A 22,686-nucleotide genomic window follows, 5' to 3' on the forward strand; every position below is an offset into this window, starting at 1 on the left:
CGCCGTGGGGGGTATGTAATTCCCCGCGCGGCGGGGCCTGCACACCGTCTCGCCGCGCGGGGTGGTGTTCGACCGGGGCGGGGCGCGGGCGCCGGAGTCGACCGCGCTCGTCCTGGGCGAGACCGCGCTCACCTATCGCGACCTCGACGCGCGCGCGAACCGGCTTGCCCGCCTGCTGATTTCGCGCGGGGTGGGACCGGAGTCGCTGGTGGCGGTGGCGTTGCCCCGATCGGTGGAGTCGGTGGTCGCGGTGTGGGCGGTGGCGCGTACCGGTGCGGCGTTCGTGCCGATGGACCCGGCGCACCCGCGCGAGCGGATCGCCTACATGGCCGCGGCGTCGGGCGCGCGGTACGGCCTGACCGTCACCGAACACGCCGCGCGCCTGCCGGATTCGGTGGATTGGCTGTTGCTGGACGAGCCGGTGACCGAGGTCGCCCGGCCGAGTGCCGAGCCGATCACCGATGCCGAGCGGATCGCGCCGGTGCGGGCCGAGCACCCGGCCTATGTCATCTTCACCTCCGGATCGACGGGCCGCCCGAAGGCCGTCGTGCTGAGTCACGCCGGGCTGGCGAACCTGATCGATGAGCAGCGCCGCGGGTTCGGTGTCACCGCGGCCTCGCGCGTATTGCACACGGCGTCAACGAGTTTCGACGCGTCGGTGTTCGAGCTGCTGATGGCGTTCGGGTCCGGCGCGACGCTCGTCGTCGCGCCGGAGGACAGCTACGGCGGCGACGCGCTGGCCGGGCTGCTGCGCGCGCAGCGGGTCACGCACATCGTCGTCACGCCGACGGTCCTGGCGACCATGACACCCGGCGGTCTCGAGGACCTGCGGGTGGTCGCGGTCGCGGGGGAGGCGTGCCCCGAACGGATCGTGCGCATCTGGAGCCCGGGGCGGGAGATGTTCAATCTCTACGGACCCACGGAGGCGACGATCTGGACCACGGCGTCCGCGCCGATGCGGGCGTCGGACCCGATCACGATGGGGCGCGCCATCCCGGGCGTCGGCGTCGTCGTGCTCGACGGCTGGCTGCGCCCGGTGCCGGTGGGCGTCGCGGGTGAACTCTACGTGTCCGGCCCGTCGCTGGCGCGGGGGTACCTGGGCCGTCCGGACCTGACCGCGCAGCGTTTCGTCGCCGACCCGTACGGCGTACCGGGCGCCCGCCTGTACCGGACCGGTGACCTGGTCCGGCGGACGGCCACCGGCGAACTGGAATACCTGGGGCGCACCGACTTCCAGGTGAAGGTGCGCGGCCTGCGCATCGAACTGGGCGAGATCGACGCGACCCTGGAAGCGCAGGACGGCGTCGCCGCCGCGGTCACGGTCAACCGGCCCACCGCGGCGGGCGCGGAGGCCCTGGTGTCCTATGTGGTCGCCGAACCGGAGCACGAACTCGACACCATCGTGCTGACCGCTGCCCTGGCGCAGCGGCTGCCGGAGTACATGGTGCCCGCCGCCATCGTCACCGTGGACCGGATGCCGCTCTCGCCCACGGGCAAGCTGGACCGGGCCGCGCTGCCCGATCACACCTTCGGCGGTGACAGTGAGTGGCGCGCACCGGTTTCCGGCGTCGAGGCGACGCTGGCCGAGGTGTTTGCCGGGGTGCTCGGGGTGGCGCAGGTCGGTGTGGACGACAGCTTCTTCGCGCTCGGCGGCGACAGCATCATGTCGATCCAGCTGGTGGCGCGCGCGAAGGCGCGGGGCGTGGTCTTCACCCCGCGCGAGGTCTTCCAGCGGCGTACCGTCGCCGCGCTGGCGGCGATCGCGCGCCGGGCCGGTGACGAGGAGATCGCCGCGCTCGACGAGCTCCCCGGTGGCGGTGTCGGGACGATGCCACCGACGCCGATCGTGCGCTGGATGCTCGCTCGCGGCGGCGGTTTCGACCGGTTCCACCAGTCTCTGGCGCTGCGGCTGCCGGCCGGCATCGACCGGGACGGGCTCGTGAAAACCGTTGCGGCCGTGGTGGACCACCACGACATGTTGCGTTCGCGGCTGATCGACACCGCCGAGGGGCCACGGATCCTGGTCGGCGATCAGGGTTCGGTCGATGTCGCCGCGCTGCTGCACCGTGTGCCCGTGGACGGACCGGACGGCGCCCGCGCGGCGGCCGAACGGGAGCGTGCCGCGGCGGCCGCACGCCTGGACCCGGCGACGGGGCAGGTGCTGCGACTGGTGTGGCTCGACGATGGCCCCGACGCGGCCGGCTGGTTGATCGTGGTGGCACACCACTTGGCCGTCGACGGTGTCTCGTGGCGAATCCTGGTGCCCGACTTGATGTCCGCGTGGGCGCAGGTGTCGGCGGGACAGCGGCCCGTGCTGGCGCCGGTGGGCACCTCGATGCGGCGCTGGGCGCACGCGCTGGCCGAGATCACCCCGGGGCCGGACGAATCCGACTACTGGGCCGGCGTACTGAGCGGGCCGGATCCGCTGCTGGGCGCGCGCGCCCTCGATCCGGCGGTCGACGTCGCCGCGACCGTCGACCACATCGACCTCACCGTCGGTCCGGAGGTGACCGCGGCGCTGACCACCACCGTGCCCGGGGCGTTCCACGGCGGCGTGCACGACGGCCTGCTGGCGGCGCTCGCGGTGGCGGTCACGGCGTGGCGGGCGCGGCACGGAGTGCGCGCCGAGGACACGCTCGTCCAGTTGGAGGGCCACGGCCGCGAAGAGACCGCGGTGCCGGGCGCCGATGTGTCCCGCACGGTCGGCTGGTTCACCACCGCCTATCCAATTCGGCTACGGCTCGGCACGATCGATGCCGAACAGGCGCTGACCGGTGGCGCGGCCGCGGGCGCCGCGATCAAGGCGGTCAAGGAACAGCTGCTCGCCGTGCCCGGCAACGGACTCGGCTACGGACTGCTCCGCTCGGCCGCCGCGGACGTCGGCTCGACCGGTGCGCCGCAGCTCTCGTTCAACTACCTCGGCCGCACCGTACTCGGCGAGAGAGCCGATGCGGCAACCGAACTCGGGTGGCTGCCGACCACGGACCTCGGCACCGCGACGGCCGGGGACAACGACGACGCCCCGGCGACCGGCGTCGTCGACATCACCGCGATCGTCACCGACGGCGACGCGGGCGAGACCCTGCGGGCGTCGTTCGGCTACCCCACCGGCATTCTGTCGGCCGACGACGTGCGGGACCTCGCGCGGCTGTGGGAGCAGGCCTTGTCGGCGCTGGCCGCACACGCGGGCGCGCCGGGCGCGGGCGGGCACACGCCTTCGGACTTCGACCTGATCAGCGTGCGGCAGCACGAGATCGACGAATGGGAGTCGCGGTATCGGCCCGCGGACGTGTGGCCGCTGTCGCCGTTGCAGACCGGTCTGCTGTTCCACGCCATGCTGTCCGGCCGGACGGCCGACGCCTACACCGCGCAACTGTCCCTGACGCTGGAAGGCGCGGTCGATCCCGATCGGCTGCGCGCCGCCGCGCAGGCGCTGCTGGACCGGCATCCGAATCTGCGGGTCGCGTTCGCCACCTCGGGGGAGGCGGCGGTGCAGCTCGTCTGCGACCCGGTCGCGGTGCCGTTCACCGTGATGGACGTGCGCGGCGAGACCGCAGAAGCCGACCTCGACCGGCTCGCCGCTGTGCAGCGCGCGACGCCGTTCGACACCGCGGTGCCGCCGCTGCTGCGGTTCACGCTGGTGCGGGTCGCCGACGACCGGTGGCGGCTGCTGCTGACCAACCATCACATCCTGCTGGACGGCTGGTCGATGCCGCTGCTCGTGCGCGACCTGCTGCTGCTCTACGCGGGACGGGTGGACGGCCCGGCCCCGTCGTTCCGCGACTTCCTGGAATGGCTTGCCCGCCAGGACCGTTCGGCCTCCGTGCGAGCCTGGCGGCAGGCGCTGTCGGGCGTGTCCGAACCGACACTGCTGGCGCCGCGGGACAGCGGCGCCGCCGCGTCCACCCGGCCGCGCAACCACCTGTTCGAGCGCGACGAGCAGCGCACCGCCCACCTGGTGGAGCTGGCGGCCCGGCACGGCGTCACGCTGAACACGATCCTGCAGGCGGCGTGGGGCATCGTGCTGTCCCGTTCCACCGCGCGCCGCGATGTGGTGTTCGGCGCGACCGTCTCCGGCCGTCCGCCGCAACTGGCGGGCGTCGAGGAAATGGTCGGCCTGCTCATCAACACCGTTCCGGTGCGGGTGCGGACCACTCCGGGGGAGCCGGTGGCCGCGCTGCTGCGCCGCGTACAGGACGAGCAGGCGGCGCTGCTCGAGCACCATCACGCCGGTCTGGCCGAGATCCAGGCGGTGACCGGATTGCCCGCGCTGTTCGACACCCTGCTGGTGTTCGAGTCCTACCCGATGGACACCGCGGCGATCGCTCGCCTCGCGACCGACATCGACGGCATGTCGATGACCGCGGCCGCGGTGGACGACGCCGCCCACTACCCGCTGACCATTGTGGCGCAACTGGATTCGCGGCTGCGTTTCCGCGTCGGCTATCAGCCGGAGGCATTCGACGCCGACACCGTCGCCGCGCTCGCCGAGCGGTTCGACCGGGTGCTGGACGGGCTCGCCAGCGCGGCGAGCGTGGCCGAGGTCGATATCCTGACCGGCCCGGAACGGGTCGATCTGCTGACCCGTCACGGCCGGCCCGCGGAACCGGCGCGGCCGCTGGCGGAACTGCTGGACGCGGCGGTCGCGGCGAACCCGGACGGCGTGGCCGTGGTGTGCGAGGGCCGGGAACTCACCTATCGGCAGCTGTCGGAGCGGTCGAACCGCCTGGCGCGCTTGCTGATCCGGCGCGGTCTGGGCCCGGAGGAACTGGTGGCGGTCGGGCTGCGCCGGTCGATCGACTCGCTGGTCGCGGTGTGGGCGATCGCGCGGTCGGGCGCGGCCTTCGTCCCGGTCGATCCGGCCTATCCGCCCGACCGGATCGCGTACCTGCTGGACGACTGCGGCGCGCGCCTCGGGCTGACTGTCACCGGTTCCGCATTGCCCGCCACCGTGGAGTGGCTGGTACTGGACGATCCGGCGGTGGAGTCGGACCTGGACGCACTGCCGTCCGGCCCGATCGGCCCGGCCGAACGGGTGCGTCCGCTGTCCCCGTCGCATCCGGCTTACGTGATCTACACCTCCGGCTCCACCGGTCGCCCGAAGGGTGTCGTCGTCGAGCACGGCGGGCTCGCGAACTTCCTCGCCGAGCAGCGGGAACGCTATGCGGTGCGGCCGAATTCACGGGTGCTGCACTGCGCCTCGCCCAGCTTCGACGCCTCGATACTGGAACTGCTGCTGGCGATCGGCGCGTCCGCGACCCTGGTGATCTCGCCCCCGGCCGTGTACGGCGGCGAGGAATTGCGGCGGCTGCTGCTCGACCAGCAGGTCACCCATGCCTTCCTCACCCCGTCCGTGCTGGCGTCCCTCGATCCGGCCGGGCTGGACGATTTCGGCACGGTGATCGTCGGCGGCGAGGCGTGCTCGTCGGCGCTGGTCGAACGGTGGGCCCCGGGCCGCGGGCTGTACAACGCGTACGGTCCCACCGAAACCACGATCGCGACGAATATCAGTGGGCCGCTGGCTCCGTCGGGCCCGATCACCATCGGCGCGCCGATCCGCGGCACGACGTCGCTGGTGCTCGACGATGCCTTGCGCCCGGTGCCGGAGGGCGTCGGGGGCGAGCTGTATCTGGCGGGCGAGTCGCTGGCCCGCGGCTACCACCGGCGGGCGGGGCTGAGCGCTGCCCGCTTCGTGGCGAATCCGTACGGGCCGCCCGGCAGCCGGATGTACCGCACCGGCGATATCGTCCGCTGGACCGCGGGCCGTGCCCTGGAATACCTGGGCCGCGGCGATTCCCAGGTGAAGGTGCGCGGGCTGCGCATCGAACCGGGTGAGATCGACGCCGTCCTGACCGGCTTCCCGGGCGTCGACACGGCGGTCACCGTGGGCCGCACCGCACCGTCGGGTAACGCGCTGCTCGTCTCCTACATCGTTGCCGCCGAAGGTATTTCGATCGACACGGCCGCGCTGCGCCGGGACGCGGCCGGGTTGCTGCCGGACTACATGGTGCCCGCGGCGATCGTGGTCGTGCCCGAACTGCCCGTGACCGCCGCGGGCAAACTCGACCGCGACGCGCTGCCACAACCGGTCCTCGAGAGCGGATCGACCCGCGACGCCGTGACCGGGGCCGAACGCACGCTGGCCGAGGTGTTCGCCCAGGTGCTCGGGGTCGATCGGGTGGGGGCCGACGACAGCTTCTTCGCCCTCGGCGGCGACAGCATCATGTCCCTGCAACTGGTCGCTCGCGCCAGGGAACGCGGGCTGGCGTTCTCGACCCGGGACGTGTTCGAGCAGAAGACGGTGGCGGGATTGGCCTCGGTCGCACGCGATGCCGCCGCGGGCGACGCCGCCGCACTGCCCGAATTGCCCGGCGGCGGAGTGGGATTCGCGCCGCTGCTCCCGATTCACCGGTGGCTGGTCGAGCGCGGCGGCGGATTCGACCGGTTCGAGCAGTCGCTGGTGCTCGCGCTGCCCGCCGGGATCGACCGCGCCGGGCTGGTGGCTACCGTCGGTGCCGTGGTGGACCGGCACGACGCGTTGCGCGGTCGGCTGGTGCACACTACCGAGGGGTGGTCGCTCGATATCGCCGCGCCGGGCACCGTCGACGTGGACGCGCTGGTGCGCCGGGTCGAGGTCACCGACGACACCGAATCCGAAGTCGCCGCAGCGGAATTCGACGCCGCTGTGGGCCGCCTGGACCCGGCCGCGGGCGTCGTCCTGCAACTGGTCTGGCTCGACCTCGGCCCGAGTCGGCCGGGCCGGTTGATCGTGGTCGCGCACCATCTGGTGATCGACGGCGTGTCGTGGCGCATCGTGATCCCGGACCTCATGGCGGCCTGGGCGCAGGTGCGCGACGGGCAGCAGCCGTCCCCGGCGCCGGTCGGCACCTCGCTGCGGCGCTGGGCGCACGCCCTCGCCGAGGAGGCGGTCGCGCCGGGCCGCGTCGCCGAATTGCCCTATTGGACATCGGTTCTCGACGGGCCGGATCCGCTGCTCGGTGACCGGGAGCTCGACCCTGCTATCGATCTGGCTGCCCGCGTCCGCCGCCACGAGGTGGAACTGCCGACCGACCTGACCGAGGCCGTCCTCGGCACGGCGGCCGCCGCGTTCCACGCGGGCGCGGCCGACGCGCTGATCGCCGCCCTCGCCGTCGCGGTGACGGCCTGGCGTGCGCGTCGCGGCGCCGCCGAGCCGTCGCTGCTGCTGCGGCTGGAGGGCCACGGCCGCGAGGAGTCCGTGGCGCCCGGCGCCGACCTGTCGCGGACGGTCGGCTGGTTCACCTCGGCCTATCCGGTGCGCCTGTCCCTCGACGGGCTCGACGCGCGCGCCGCGCTGTCGGGCGGCGTTGCCCTGGACGGCGCGGTGCGGGCGGTCAAGGAGCAGTTGCGGACCGTGCCGGACAACGGCATCGGCTACGGGCTGCTGCGATACCTCAACGCCGACACCGCCGACCGGCTGCCCGCGGGACTGCCCGGCCAGATCAGCTTCAACTACCTCGGACGGATGTCGGAGGCCGACATCCCGGCCGCGCTGAGCGGTGCCGGCTGGACCCCTGTCGGCGACCTCGCCGCCCTGCCCCGCCGCGCCGACCAGGACATGCCCGCAGCGGCCGTCCTCGACATCAACGCCGTCGTGGTCGACGGCCGCCTCACCGCGAGCCTGGGCTACCCGGACACGCTGCTCGACGCCGGTACGGTCGCCGAGATCGCGGACCTGTGGGTGCGGGCACTGACGGCGCTGGCCGACCACGTGCGCGCGGGCGGCGGCGGGCACACGCCGTCGGACTTCCCGCTGGTCACCCTGGCGCAGGCCGATATCGACCACTGGCAGCGGCGCTACCCGCGCCTCACCGACGTCTGGCCGGCGGCACCGCTGCAGACGGGCCTGCTCTTTCATGCGTTCCTCGCCCAGGCCGCGGTGGACATCTACACGGTGCAACTGGTGCTGGCGCTGTCCGGACGCGTGGACGCGGAGCGGATGCGCCGCGCCGCGCAGGCGGTGCTCGACCGGCATCCCAACCTGCGCGTCGCCTTCGCCACCGGACCCGACGGCGCTGTGGTCCAGGTGGTCGCCGACGGCATCGAAGTCCCTTGGCGCACCGTCGATCTCGGCGGCGGCGTCGATATCGAGGCCGAACTGTCGGCGACGCTGGCCGCCGATCGCGCGGCGGGTCTGGACCCGGCCCAGGCCCCGCTGCTGCGCTTCACCCTGATCACGCTGGGCGACAACAACTTCCGTCTGGTGCTCGCGTACCACCACGTGCTGCTCGACGGCTGGTCGCTGCCGCTGCTGCTGCGGGAACTGCTGACCACCTACGCCACCGGCGATCCGGCGGCGCTCGGCCCGGTCCCGCCGTACCGCCGCTACCTCGAGTGGCTCGGCGGCCGCGACACCGCGCGGTCGCTCGCCGTGTGGACCGAAGCCCTCGCCGGAGCCGAGCCGACCCTGCTCGCGTCACCGGCGTCCGCCGCGGACGCCGCGCCGCGTATCGACGAGGTCGAGGTCGCGCTCACCGCCGGGCTGACGCGGCGGCTGGCCGAACTGGCCGCCGAGTTGGGTGTCACGGTCAATACCGTCGTGCAGGCCGCGTGGGGAATCATGTTGTCCCGCTCCACCGGTCGCGACGATGTGCTGTTCGGTGCGACGGTGTCCGGCCGCCCGCCCCAGGTGACCGGCGTCGAATCGATGATCGGGCTGTTCATCAACACCGTGCCCGTCCGGGTGCGATTCCGGGCGGGGGAGCCGGTGCGCGCCGTGCTCACGCGGCTGCAGGCCGAGCAGGCGCGGCTGCTGGAGCACCATCACGTGGCGCTGAGCGATATTGCCCGCGGCGTCGGGGCGCAGACGCTGTTCGACACGATGACGGTGTTCGAGTCGTATCCGATCGATCGCGCCGGGCTGTCCGAGCAGGCGCGCGCACTCGACGGACTGTCCATCGACGACGTCACCTCCAACGACGCCCCGCACTATCCGCTGTCGGTGGTGGTGCTCACCGGTGAGCGGCTGCGCGCGCACTTCCAGTACCAGCCCGCGGTGTTCGACGAGACCTGGGTGCGCGGATTCGCGGACCGGCTGGTGCGGCTGCTCACCGCGATCGCCGACGATCCCGCGACGCCGATCGGCCGCATCGATGTCCTGGACCCCGTTGAGAAGGCGGCGCTGCTGCGCCGGGCACACGGGACCCCGCGTCCGCGGCCGGCCGGGCAGACCTTGGTCTCGATGGTCCACGAACGGCTGGCGGCGGCGCCGGACACCGTCGCGGTGTGCGGTGCGGGCGGCACGCTGACCGCGGCCGAACTGTCCGAGCGATCGAACCGATTGGCGCGCAAGCTGATCGACGCGGGGATCGGCGCCGAGCAACGAGTGGCTGTGGCGCTGCCGCGCTCGCCGGAACTCGTCGTCGCCGTCCTCGCGGTCCTCACCGCGGGCGCGGCGTACGTGCCGGTCGACCCCGGCTACCCGGCCGAGCGGATCGCGCACCTGCTGAGCGACGCGACGCCCGCCTGTGTGCTCGTCGACCCCGCCGCGCCGGTGCCCGTGCCCGGCGATCTGCCCGTGCTCCACGTGGACGGGACGGAAATCGGTGCGGGCGAACCGATCACCGACGCCGAGCGGACTCGTCCGCTGCGCCCGGCCAACCCGGCGTACGTCGTCTACACCTCCGGCTCCACCGGACGGCCGAAGGGCGTGACGGTCAGCCACGCCGCGGTCGTCAATCAGGTGCACTGGGTGACGGAATGGCTCGGTCTCGGCGACACCGACGTGGTGCTGCTGAAGACACCGCTGTCGTTCGACGTCTCGGTCTGGGAACTGTTCGGCGCCTTGACCACCGGCGCCCGCCTCGTCGTCGCCGAACCGGACGGCCACCGGGATCCGGCGTACCTGCGGGCGGTGATCGAGGACCACGGAGTGACCCTGGTGTCATTCGTGCCATCGATGCTGGAGGCCTTCGCCGACAGTCTGCCGCCCGGAGCCTGCGCCTCGCTGCGCGCAGTGCTGGCCGCAGGCGAGGCATTGCCCCCGCACACCCTCACCCGCACCCAGGCACACCTACCCACCGCACAGATCCACAACCTCTACGGGCCAACCGAGTTCACCGTCCACGCGACCGCGGCCACTGTCACCTCGGCCGACGCGACGGTTGTGCCGATCGGTATGCCGGTGGACAACGGGGCGGCGTATGTGCTTGATGGGCACCTGCATCCTGTGCCCGACGGTACCGTGGGGGAGTTGTATCTGGCGGGGGTGCAAGTGGCGCGCGGTTACCACGGGCGTCCGGGGCAGACTGCGGAGCGGTTTGTCGCGCACCCGTTTGCCACGGACGGGCGACGGCTGTATCGCACCGGGGATCTGGTGCGTCGCCTCGGCGGCGGGGCACTGGAGTATGTGGGCCGCACCGACTTCCAGGTCAAGGTGCGGGGTGTCCGGATCGAACTGGGCGAGATTGACGCGGCGCTCACCGCGCTCGACGGCGTGGAGTTCGCGGTCACGGTCGGGCACACCGGCGCTGCCGGCGGTACGTCGCTGGTCTCGTACGTGCTGCCCGCACCCGGCCGCGTGCTCGATCCCGCTGCCTTGCGGGAGGCCGTGGCGGGCGTGCTGCCCCCGGTCATGGTTCCCGCCTCGGTCACGGTGCTCGACGCGCTGCCGCTCACGCCGGTGGGCAAGCTGGACCGCGCCGCACTGCCGGAACCGGTGTTCGCCACGCGGGAATTCCGTGCGGCCCGGACGGATCGGGAGCAGCGGCTCGCCGAGGTGTTCGCCGCGGTGCTCGGCGTCGACCGGGTCGGTGTGGACGACAACTTCTTCGCCCTCGGCGGCGACAGCATCATGTCCATCCAGCTGTCGGCCCGCGCGGGGGAACGCGGGATAACGATCACGCCCCGGGATGTGTTCGAGCACAAGACCGTTGCCGCGCTCGCACGGGTGGCCGCGACCGCCCCCGACGAGCCCGCGGCGCTGCCCGAGCTGCCGGGCGGCGGTGTGGGCGAGCTGCCGCTGCTGCCGATCCACCACTGGCTGATCGAGCGCGGCGGCGGGTACGACCGCTTCGCCCAGTGGCTGGTACTGCGCCTGCCGCTCGGCATCGATCGGGACGGGCTGGTCGAAACCCTTGCGGCAGTGGTCGACCGGCATGACGCATTGCGTACGCGGCTGCTGGACTCCGGGCCGGGCGATGCGGTGCGCGCCGCGATGCTCACCGTGGCCCCGCCCGGTGCGATCGATGTGGACAGCCTCCTGCATCATGTCGAATTGCCTGCCGAATCCGGCGAGGACATCGACGAAACTCTCACTCGCGAACTGGATTCGGCGCTCGGACGGCTGGCGCCCCGTCGCGGCGGCATGCTGCGCCTGGTGTGGCTCGATCTCGGCCCGGACCGTGCTGGACGGCTGCTGGTCGTCGTGCACCACTTGGCGATGGACGGGGTGTCCTGGCGCATTCTGGTGCCGGATCTGATCACGGCGTGGGCCGCGATCGCCGACGGGCGGCAACCGGCGCTGCCGCCGGTCGGCACCTCGCTGCGCCGCTGGGCGCACGCCCTCGCCGACGACGCGACGCGACCCGGGCGAATGCGTGAATTGCCGTACTGGCGTGCGGTTCTCGACGGCCCCGACCCGGAGATCGGTGCGCGTCCGCTGGACCCGGCCGTCGATGTGGCCGCCACCCTCGAACAGGTAGAGGTGGACGTGCCGCCGGAGGTCACGGAGGCAGTGCTCACCACCGTGCCGCAGGCGTTCCACGGCGGCGTGAACGACGCGCTGCTGGCGGCGCTGGCCGTCGCGGTCCGGGTGTGGCGTGCTCGGCGCGGCGGCGGCGACTCCGCGGTGCTGGTTCGGCTCGAGGGCCACGGGCGGGAGGAGACCGTCGTGCCCGGCGCCGCCCTTTCACGCACGGTGGGCTGGCTGACCAGCGCGTACCCGGTCCGGCTGGAACTCGGGGACCTCGACGTCGAGGCCGCGCTCGCCGGGCGGGACGCGATCGGGCAGGCCGTCAAGGCGGTGAAGGAACATCTACGCGCGGTGCCGGACAACGGCCTCGGATACGGCGTGCTGCGCTACCTCAACGACGAGACCGGCCCCGTCCTGGCCGCCCACGACCGCGCGGGCGGGATCGGGTTCAACTACCTCGGCCGCACGAACACCGGTGAGCTGCCGCAGGATTCGGCCTGGCTGCCGATCGGCGCACCCGGCGCCCTGCGCGCCGCGCCGGATGCCGATATGGCCGTGGACCGCGCTGTCGACATCAATGTCATGGCCGTCGATGTCGACGGCGCGACACACCTACGCGGCACCCTCGCCTACCCGGCGGGCGTGCTGTCCGCACCGGAGGTCACCGACCTGGCTCGGCTGTGGGTACAGGCGTTGTCCGCCTTGGCCGCCCACGCCGCCGAGCCGTCGGCGGGCGGTCACACGCCGTCCGATTTCGCCGTCGCGGTGGCCCAATCCGACCTCGACGCCTGGGCGGCCGACCATCCCGGCCTGGACGTGTGGGCGCTGACGCCCTTGCAGACCGGCCTGCTGTTCCATGCCCTGCTGGCCGGGTCGGCGATGGACGCCTACACGGCGCAGGCCCGCGTCGAACTGACCGGCAACGTGGACCCGCAACGGCTGCGTGCGGCCACCGCCGCACTACTGGACCGGCACGCGAACCTGCGGGCGGCGTTCGTCACCGGCTCGGCGGGCACCCCGGTACAGGTGATCCCGGACGCGGTGGAACTGCCGTGGACCGAGATCGACGCCACCGGGCCCGGCGGCGACGAACGCGCGGCGGCCGCACGCGCCCACGATCGGCGGCAGCCGTTCGACATGGCCGCGCCGCCCCTGTTGCGGGCCACCCTGATCCGGCTCGACGGGCAGCGCTGGCAATTGCTGCTGACCAACCACCACATCCTGCTCGACGGCTGGTCGATGCCGCTGCTCGTGCGCGACCTGCTGGTGCTGTACGCCACCGGCGGTGACACCGCGGCGCTGCCGCCGGTGCGGCCGTATCGCACCTTCGTCGACTGGGTCGGCCGTCAGGATCGCGCGGCTGCCACCGAGGCCTGGCGCGCGGCGCTGGCCGGTGTCGAGGAGCCGACGATACTGGTGCCCGCGGCCGCCGACGCCCGGCCTGTCGCGGTGCCCCGCAAATACCGTCGGGCAGTGGACGAGCCGCGCACGGCTCGCCTGAGCGAACTCGCCGCGCGGCACGGTGTCACCGTCAACACCGTCCTGCAGGCGGCCTGGGCGATCGTGCTGTCGCGCCTGACCGACCGCGCGGAAGTCGTGTTCGGCGCCACGGTGTCCGGTCGACCGCCCGCACTGCCCGGCGTGGAATCCATGGTCGGACTGTTCATCAACACCGTCCCGGTCCGGGTGCGGGTGGACGAACAGGAGAGCGTCGCGGCGCTGCTGCGGCGCGTCCAGGCCGAACAGGCCGCGCTGCTCGAGCATCAGCATCTGGGGCTGGCCGACATCCACAGCGCGGCCGGCGTCGGTGAGCTGTTCGACACGCTGCTGGTCTTCGAGTCCTATCCCGTCGACACCGCCGCGCTGGCCGGGCTCGCCGACGGCGTGGACGGCGCGAAGGTCACCGCGACCGACGCCGACGATTCCACGCATTATCCGCTGAGCATTGTCGCGCAACAGGATTCGCGCCTGCACCTGGTTGCCGGGTATCAGCCCGAACTGCTCGACGAGGCCTCGGTGGCCGCGATCGTGTCGCGCCTGGAACGGGTGCTGGATGCCGTCCTGGCCGACGCGGCGCGGGCGGTTCGCGATATCGATGTGCTCGATTCCGCCGAACGCGGCGCGGTCCTGCACGGCTGGCACGAACCCGCGCACCCGGTCGACGCCGGTGCCACCTTGACGTCGCTGTTCGAGACGCAGGCCGCCGCGAGGCCGGACGCGGTCGCCGTGCGGTGCGGTGACACCACGCTCACCTACGGCGATCTCGCGGCCCGGGTGAACGGGCTGGCGCGCACCCTGGTGCGGGCGGGTGTGGGACCCGAGGCGCTGGTGGCCGTGCTGCTGCCGCGATCGGAGGATCTGGTGATCGCGATCCTGGCGGTGCTCGCCGCCGGCGGCGCGTACGTGCCGGTGGACCCGGCGTATCCGGCCGAACGCATCGCCTACACGCTGGCCGACGCCGCGCCCGTCTGCGTCCTCACCACCTCCGACATCGCGCCCGAGGTGACGTCGGACTTCCGCCGCCTCGACCTCGACACGCTCGAAATACCGTCGGCCGCAGCGCCTCTCACGGACGACGACCGGCGGGCTCCGCTGCGCGCGACGCATCCCGCGTACGTCATCTACACCTCCGGCTCGACCGGGCGCCCCAAGGGCGTGGTCGTCACCCACCGCAATGTCGTGGAACTGCTGGGTAATGCGCAGCCGCACTTCGGGTTCGACCACACCGACGTCTGGACGCTGTTCCACAGCACCGCGTTCGACTTCTCGGTGTGGGAGCTGTGGGGGCCGCTGGCCTACGGCGGCACTCTCGTGGTGGTCGACTATGACACGTCCCGCACCCCGGACCGGTTCCGTGAACTCGTGCGGCGCGAACGGGTCACCGTGCTCAATCAGACGCCGTCGGCGTTCTATCAGTTCATCGAGGCCGACCGGGCGGCGGCCGAGTCCGGCGCCGGGGACCTGGCGCTGCGGCACGTCGTCTTCGGCGGCGAGGCACTGCAATTCACGCAGCTGGCGCGCTGGTACGACCACCACGGCGACACCGCGCCGCGGCTGGTGAACATGTACGGCTTCACCGAGACCTCGGTGCACGTGTCCTTCCAGGCGCTCGACGCCGCGCTGGTCCGCGGCCACGCCACCGGTGTGATCGGCCGCGGCCTGCCGGGTCTGGCGGTGCGGGTGCTGGACCGGCGCCTGCGTCCGGCGCCCATCGGCGCCGCCGGGGATCTGTATGTGGCCGGGGCGCAGCTGGCCCGCGGTTATCTGGGCCGTCCCGGACTGACCGCGCAGCGGTTCGTCGCCGACCCGTACGGCGCGCCGGGCGACCGGCTGTACCGTACCGGCGATGTGGCCCGCTGGACTCCCGCCGGTCAGCTGGAATACCTGGGGCGCAGCGACTTCCAGGTCAAGGTCCGCGGTTTCCGCATCGAACTGGGTGAGATCGAGGCGGCGTTGCTCGCTGTGCCCGGCGTCGCCCGGGTGGCGGTGGCGGTCCGCGGCAATACGCTCGGAGACCAGCTGGTGGGCTACGCCGTCGCGGCCGAGAACGCCGCCCTGGACGGTGCGACCCTCCGCGCGGCGCTCGCCGAGCGGCTGCCCGTCCACCTGGTGCCCGCGACGATCATGGTGCTCGCCGCACTGCCGCTGACACCGTCGGGCAAGCTGGACCGGAAAGCCTTGCCGGAGCCGGTATTCGACGCCGGGGACATCACCAGGAGTCCGCGCACTCCCGCCGAGCACACCCTGGCGGAGGTGTTCGCCGAGGTGCTCGGGCGCGACCGGGTCGGGGTAGACGACGGCTTCTTCGCTCTCGGCGGCGACAGCATCATGTCCATCCAGCTGGTGGCGCGGGCCAAGGCGCGCGGTCTGGTCTTCTCCCCGCGAGATGTGTTCGAGCACAAGGCCGTAGCCGCGCTCGCGGCCGTCGCCACCGACGGCGCGACGGCCCCCGACCGGCTGGCCGAACTGCCCGGCGGCGGAGTCGGCGAACTACCACTCCTGCCCATCCACCGCTGGATGGTCGAGCGCGGCGGCGAATTCCGCCGCTTCCACCAATCCCTGGCCCTCGACCTCCCGGCGGGCATCGACCGCCCCAGCCTCACAACAACTCTCACGGCGCTGATCAACCACCACGACATGCTCCGCGCCCGCCTCCTCCCCGCCAGCGAAGACCACCCCGCCGTCACCGCACCGGAGTCGGTGAACGCTGCCGCGGGGGACTGGCGGGTCGAGGTGGCGGCGCTGGGGGCGATTGATGTCGAGGCGCTGATCGAGCGCGTCGAAGTGGATGATTTCGGTGATGCGGCGGTGATGGCCGCGGCGGACGCGGCGGTGGGTTGGCTGGATCCAGGTGCGGGCCGGGTGGTTCGGTTCGTGTGGGTGGATCGTGGTGTGGAGCGGGCGGGGCGGTTGCTGGTGGTGGCGCACCATCTCGTTGTGGACGGGGTGTCGTGGCGAATTCTGGTGCCCGACTTGATGTCCGCGTGGGCGCAGGTGTCGGCGGGGCAGCCGCCCGTGCTCCCGGCGGTGGGTACCTCGATGCGGCGCTGGGCGCATGGGCTGCGGGACGAGGCGCATCGGCCCGGTCGGACGGCCGAAGCGGCGTGGTGGGAGCGGGTGCTGGACGGCCCGGATCCTCTGCTGGGTGCGCGGCCCCTCGACCCGGCTGTCGACGTGGCGGCAACGGTCGAGCAGGTCCGGGTCACCGTGCCCGCCGAGGTGACCGACGCCCTGCTCACCGAGATTCCGGGCGCCTTCCACGGCGGCGTCAACGACGGCCTGCTGGCGGCGCTGGCGCTGGCGGTCACGGTCTGGCGCGCCCGCCGCGGCGTGACCGAGACCGACACCCTGGTGCAACTGGAAGGCCACGGCCGCGAGGAGTCGATCGCCGACGGCGCCGACCTGTCCCGCACCGTCGGCTGGTTCACCAGCGCCTACCCGGTTCGGTTGCGGCTCAACGGAATCGACGCCGACGCGGCGGTGGCCGGTGGCACGGAACTCACCGCGGCGATCAAGGCGGTCAAGGAGCAACTGCTGGCCGTGCCGGACAAGGGCATCGGCTTCGGACTGCTGCGCTACCTCAACGAAGCGACCGCACCGGCGCTGGCCGATCTCGACCGCGCCCAGATCAGCTTCAACTACCTCGGCCGCACCGGCGGCGAGATCGCGCCGGGCACCGCGGACGGGTGGCTGCCGTCCGCCGAGACCGACCTCTCCGCGGTCGCCGTCGACGCCGACACGCCGGCCAACCGGGTGCTCGACATCAACGCGCTCGTCGCCGACGGCCCGGACGGCGCCGTCCTGCGGGGCAGCTTCGCCTTCCCCGCCGGTCTCCTGTCCCGCGACGACGTGGCCGAACTCGCCGACCTGTGGACGACGGCGCTGTCGGCGCTGGCCGCGCACGTACGGGCGGGCGCGGGCGGCCACACCCCGTCGGACTTCGCGCTGGTGCGGGCCGAACAGCGCGACGTGGACCGGTGGGAGCGCCGCTATCCGGCGATCGCCGATGCCTGGCCGCTCGCGCCGCTGCAGCAGGGACTGCTGTATCACGCTCTGCTGGCGCAGGATTCGGTCGACGTGTACGCGGTGCAGCTGGTGCTGACCCTGTCCGGCCGGGTCGACGCCGACCGGCTGCGGCGGTGCGCCCAAGCGGTCCTCGACCGCTACCCGAACCTGCGGGTGGCGTTCGTCTCCACCGCGGGCGGCGACGCCGTACAGGTCGTGGTCGACGACGTCACGGTGCCGTGGCGGGAGGTCGATCTGCGCGGCGCGGCCCGCGACGAAGCCCTGACCGCCTGGCTCGCACAGGATCAGGCCGAGACCTTCGATCTCGCCGCGCCACCGCTGCTGCGGTTCACCCTCGTCACCGTCGCCGACGGCGAATTCGCGCTGGTGGTGTCGTATCACCATGTGCTGCTGGACGGTTGGTCGATGCCGCTGGTGCTGCGCGACCTGCTGGTCGCCTATGCGGTCGGCGGTGACGCGGCGCTGCTCGGCCCCGTCGCCTCCTACCGCACCTACCTGGCGTGGCTGGGACGCCAGGACCCGGACGCGTCCCGGCGGGCCTGGGCCGCGGCGCTGGACGGCGCGGAGCCGACCCTGCTGGCGCCTCGCGAGAACCACCGCGAACTGGCGGCCCGCGTCGCGGAGCTCGAGGTCGATCTCACCGCCGAAGCCACCGCCGGGCTCTCGGAACTCGCGGCGCGGCTGGGCATTACGGTCAACACCGTGATCCAGGTGGCGTGGGCGCTGCTGCTGTCGCGGCTCACGGGCCGCCACGACGTGGTGTTCGGCGCGACGGTGTCGGGCCGGCCACCGCAGGTGCGTGATATCGAGACGATGGTCGGGTTGTTCATCAACACCGTCCCGGTCCGGGTCCGCCTGGAGCCGGGAGAGACCGCCGCCGAACTCCTCGACCGCGTGCAGGCAGAACAGGCGGCGCTGCTCGAACATCATCAGCTGGGGCTCACCGATATCGCGCGGGCCGCGGGCACGGCGACCCTGTTCGACACCCTCACCGTGTTCGAGTCCTACCCCGTCGACCAGGACGGCCTGGCCGCGCACGCCGCGGCGATCGACGGACTACGCCTGAACGGCGTGCGGTCCAACGACTCGCCGCACTACCCGCTGTCGCTGATCGTGCACACCGGAGCGCGGCTGCGGGCCCGATTCCAGTACCTCCCAGCGGCTTTCACCGCGGACCGGGTGGAAGAACTGGCCCGGCGACTGCTGCTGGTGCTGGAAGAACTGGTCGCCGACCCAGGCGTCCGGACCGACGACATCACCGCGATCGACGCCGACGAGCGGGCCGTCGTGCTGGAACGGTTCAACGACACCGCGGCGCCGATGGATCCCGACGCCACCCTGGTGTCGCTGTTCGAGGCCCAGGCATCGCGCACACTGGCGGCCGTCGCGCTCACCGACGGTAGCGAGACGCTGACCTACGCCGAACTGGCACGGCGGGTGAATCGCCTGGCGCGCACGCTGATCCGGCGCGGCGCCGGACCGGAAACCCTCGTCGCCGTCGCCGTGCCGCGCTCGGTGGACCTCGTGGTATCGGTGCTCGCGGTGCTGACCTCGGGGGCCGGGTACGTCCCGATCGACCCGGACCATCCCGCCGAGCGCATCGCCCGCGTCCTGTCGGCGGCCGACCCCGTGTGTGTGCTCGGACGCCGCGATCTGCCCGTCCCGGCCGATCGCGCCGTGTTCGATCCGGCCGACGCCACCGGGTCCGGCGCCGAGGTGACCGACGCCGACCGGAGCGCCCCGCTGCGCCCGGGCAATACCGCCGACGTCGTCTATACCTCCGGCTCGACCGGAGAACCCAAGGGCGTTACCGTCACCCACGCGTCGATGGTCAACCAGGTGCTGTGGCTGGCCGATCGGTTCGGGCTGTCGGCCGCCGACACCGTGCTGCTGAAGACGCCGCTGACCTTCGACGTGTCGGTGTGGGAACTGCTGTGCCCGTTGATCAGTGGCGCCCGCCTGGTCGTGGCCGCGCCGGACGGCCATCGCGACCCCGGCTACCTGATCCGGACGATCGACGCGCACGCGGTGACGATGGTGTCGTTCGTCCCCTCGATGCTGACGGTGTTCACCGAGCACCTCGACGCGGGCCGGTGCGGATCGCTGCGGGCGATCCTGGCCGCCGGGGAGCAGTTGCCGCCGCGCACGCTCGACCGGGTGCGGGCCGCACTGCCGAACGCGCAGGTGCACAACCTGTACGGGCCGACCGAGTACACCGTGCACGCCACCGCGTCGGCGCTGACCGGCGAGACAGGGCACGTCGTGCCGATCGGGTCGCCGGTGTGGAACACCGCGGCCTATGTGCTGGACGCGCGCCTGCGCCCGGTGCCGATCGGCGTCGACGGAGAGCTGTATCTGGCTGGGGCGCAGACCGCCCGCGGCTATCACGGGCGTCCAGATCTCACCGCGCAGCGCTTCGTCGCCGACCCGTTCACCCCGGGCCGCCGCATGTACCGCACCGGCGACATCGTCCGCTGGCACGCGCACGGCGAGCTGGAATACCTGGGGCGCAGCGACTTCCAGGTCAAGATCCGCGGGTTCCGCGTCGAGACCGGCGAGGTCGATGCCGCGCTGACCGCCCACGAGGAGGTCGAATTCGCCGTCACCACAAAGCATGTCACCCCCGGCGGCGACGAATCCGTGGTGTCCTACGTGCTGCCCGCGGCGGGCCGCACGATCGACGCGGCCGCGCTGCGGCGCGCGGTGGCCGAGCAACTGCCCGCGTTCATGGTGCCCGCCGCGGTGACCGTCCTCGACGAGGTACCGGTCACTCCGGTCGGCAAACTCGACCGCGCCGCGCTGCCCGCGCCGGTCTTCGACACCGGGCACCGGCGCGCTCCGGAAACCCCGCTGGAACAGGCGCTGGCGCGGATCTTCGCCGACATCCTGGACGTGCCGGAGGTCGGCGCGGACACCAGCTTCTTCGACCTGGGCGGGCACTCGCTGCTGGCGACCAAGCTGCTCAGCCGGATCCGCACCGAACTGGGTGTGGAGGTCGAGATCCGGCAGGTCTTCGCCCACCCGACCGTGGCCGGGCTGGCGCCGATCGTGGCGCGCGCCGACGCGGTGCGGGTGCCGCTGACGGCCCAGCCGCGGCCGGAGCGAATCCCGTTGTCCTACGCGCAGTCCCGGCTGTGGTTCATCCACCGTTTCGAGGGACCGTCCGCGACCTACAACATGCCGGTCGCGGTCCGCATCACCGGCGCGCTCGACACCGCCGCGATCGCGGCCGCCTGCGCCGACGTGGTGGGCCGGCACGAGAGCCTGCGGACGATCTTCGGCACCGACAACGGTGTGGCGTATCAGCGGATCCTGCCGCTGGACGGACTCGCGCTGGAGGTGCCGGTGGTGGACGTCGCCCCGGCCGAGGTGGCGGGCGCGGTGGCCGCGGCCGCCGGATACCGGTTCGACCTCGCCCGCGAGATTCCCGTGCGGGCCGGGCTGTTCCGCTGCGCGCCGGACGAGCACGTCCTGGTGCTGGTGGTGCATCACATCGCCGGTGACGGCTGGTCGTCGGCGCCGCTGGTGCGCGACATCACGACCGCCTACGCCGCGCGGAGTGCGGGCCTGGCCCCGCGGTGGACGCCGCTGCCGGTGCAGTACGCCGACTACACCCTGTGGCAGCATCGGGCACTCGGCGCGGAGACCGATCCCGACAGCCTGCTGTCCACCCAGTTCGCCTACTGGCGGCACCGGCTGGCCGGAGTGCCGGAATGCGTTGCGCTGCCGACGGATCGGCCGCGGCCCGCGGTCGCGAGCCACCGCGGCGACCGGGTGCCCGTGACGATCGGGCCCGACACCTACGCGGCGGTGGCCGCACTCGCGCGCCGCCGGCACGCGACTGTGTCGATGGTGTTGCAGGCCGCGCTCGCGGTGCTGCTGCGCGGCCTCGGCGCCGGGGACGACGTCGCGATCGGCAACCCGATCGCCGGCCGCACCGACGAGGCGCTCACCGACCTGGTCGGCTTCTTCGTCAACACCTGGGTGCTGCGCGTGAACCTCTCGGCCGCACCGGCATTCGACGAGGTGCTGGACCGGACTCGCGACCACGCGCTGGCCGCCTACGAGAACCAGGACGCGCCGTTCGAGCGCCTCGTGGAACTGCTGAACCCGAACCGCTCCACCGCCTACCACCCGATCTTCCAGGTGTGTTTCGCCTGGCAGAACAACACCGTTCCCGAGGTCGAGTTCCCGGATCTGCGGCTGACCCCGCTGCCCGCGCCGACCGGGACCGCCAAGTTCGACCTGTTCTTCGAACTCGGCGAGCAACCCGGCGACGACGCCCCCGCGATCGCCGGGGCCATCGAGTACGCGACCGATCTGTACGACCGCGCCACCGTCGAGACGATCGCGCGGCGGTTCGCGCGGCTGCTCGACCTGGTCACCGCCGACCCGGCACGGCCGATCGACCGCTACGAGCTGCTGGAGTCCGGCGAACGGGATCGGGTGCTGCACGCGTGGAACGACACCACGCTGCCGCTGCCGGCAGCCTCGGTGCCGCACCAGTTCTCGCGGCAGGTCGCGGCGACGCCGGACGCGATCGCGGTGACCGCCGCCGACGCCCGGCTCACCTACCGGCAACTCGACGCCCGCGCCAGCCGCCTGGCCCGGGTCCTGTCGCGCGCCGGTGTGGGACCGGAGTCGCGGGTCGTGGTGGCGCTGCCGCGCTCGGCGCGGCTGATCGTCGCCGAACTGGCGGTGCTGAAGGCCGGTGGGGCGTACGTGCCCATCGACCCGAGCTATCCGAGCGAGCGCACCGGATATCTGCTCGCCGACGCCGGGCCGCGGATGATCGTGACCGACACCGCGACCGCGGACGTGGTGGGCGACAGCGACATCGACCGCATCCTGCTCGACACCGTGGATCTCGACAGCGGCCCGGACGCCGATCCGGGCGGCACGATCCACCCCGACGGGCTGGCGTACCTGATGTACACGTCCGGGTCGACGGGCCGCCCGAAGGGCGTCATGACCACCCATCGCGACATCACCGCGCTCGCCGCGGACCGGCGCTGGCGCGGCGGCGCGCACCGGCGGGTGCTGCTGCACTCGGCGACCGCGTTCGACGCCACCACCTACGAGACCTGGGTGCCGCTGCTGTCCGGCGGCGAGATCGTGGTGGCGCCACCGGGACAGCTCGACCCCGGCACCCTCGCCGAGACCCTCACCACAACCGGTGTGACCGCGCTGTTCCTGACCACCGCGCTGTTCAACCTGCTGGCCGACACCGCGCCCGAGTCGCTCGCCGGCACCCGCGAGGTGTGGACCGGCGGCGAGGAGGTGCGCGCCGGCGCGTTAACCGCGGTCCGCGCGGCCAGCCCGGACCCCCCCCTCCTGCACGTCTACAGACCCCCGGCGACCAGGAGGGCTCGGGCTACCAGCGGCCCAACGGCGAGAGCGAGAGCGGCGATTGGGACGGACCGAACGGCCGCCACTGATCTTCGGTGATTAGGCTCGATACCCGGGATGCCGAGGAATTACCGGTAGCC

Annotated in this window: 1 protein-coding gene; it reads left to right on the plus strand. The window is 72.7% G+C overall.

Annotated elements, in window-relative coordinates; genetic code table 11:
• The first annotated feature begins 61 nt into the window (after nucleotides 1–61).
• Nucleotides 62–22,645 (plus strand): non-ribosomal peptide synthase/polyketide synthase, encoded by a 22,584-nt coding sequence (locus QH470_RS36665; protein ID WP_280276997.1) that lies wholly within the window; start codon nucleotides 62–64, stop codon nucleotides 22,643–22,645.
• The last annotated feature ends 41 nt before the right edge of the window (nucleotides 22,646–22,686 follow it).

It is taken from the genome of Nocardia wallacei (assembly GCF_029868745.1).
GTDB classification, from domain to species: Bacteria; Actinomycetota; Actinomycetes; order Mycobacteriales; family Mycobacteriaceae; genus Nocardia; species Nocardia wallacei_B.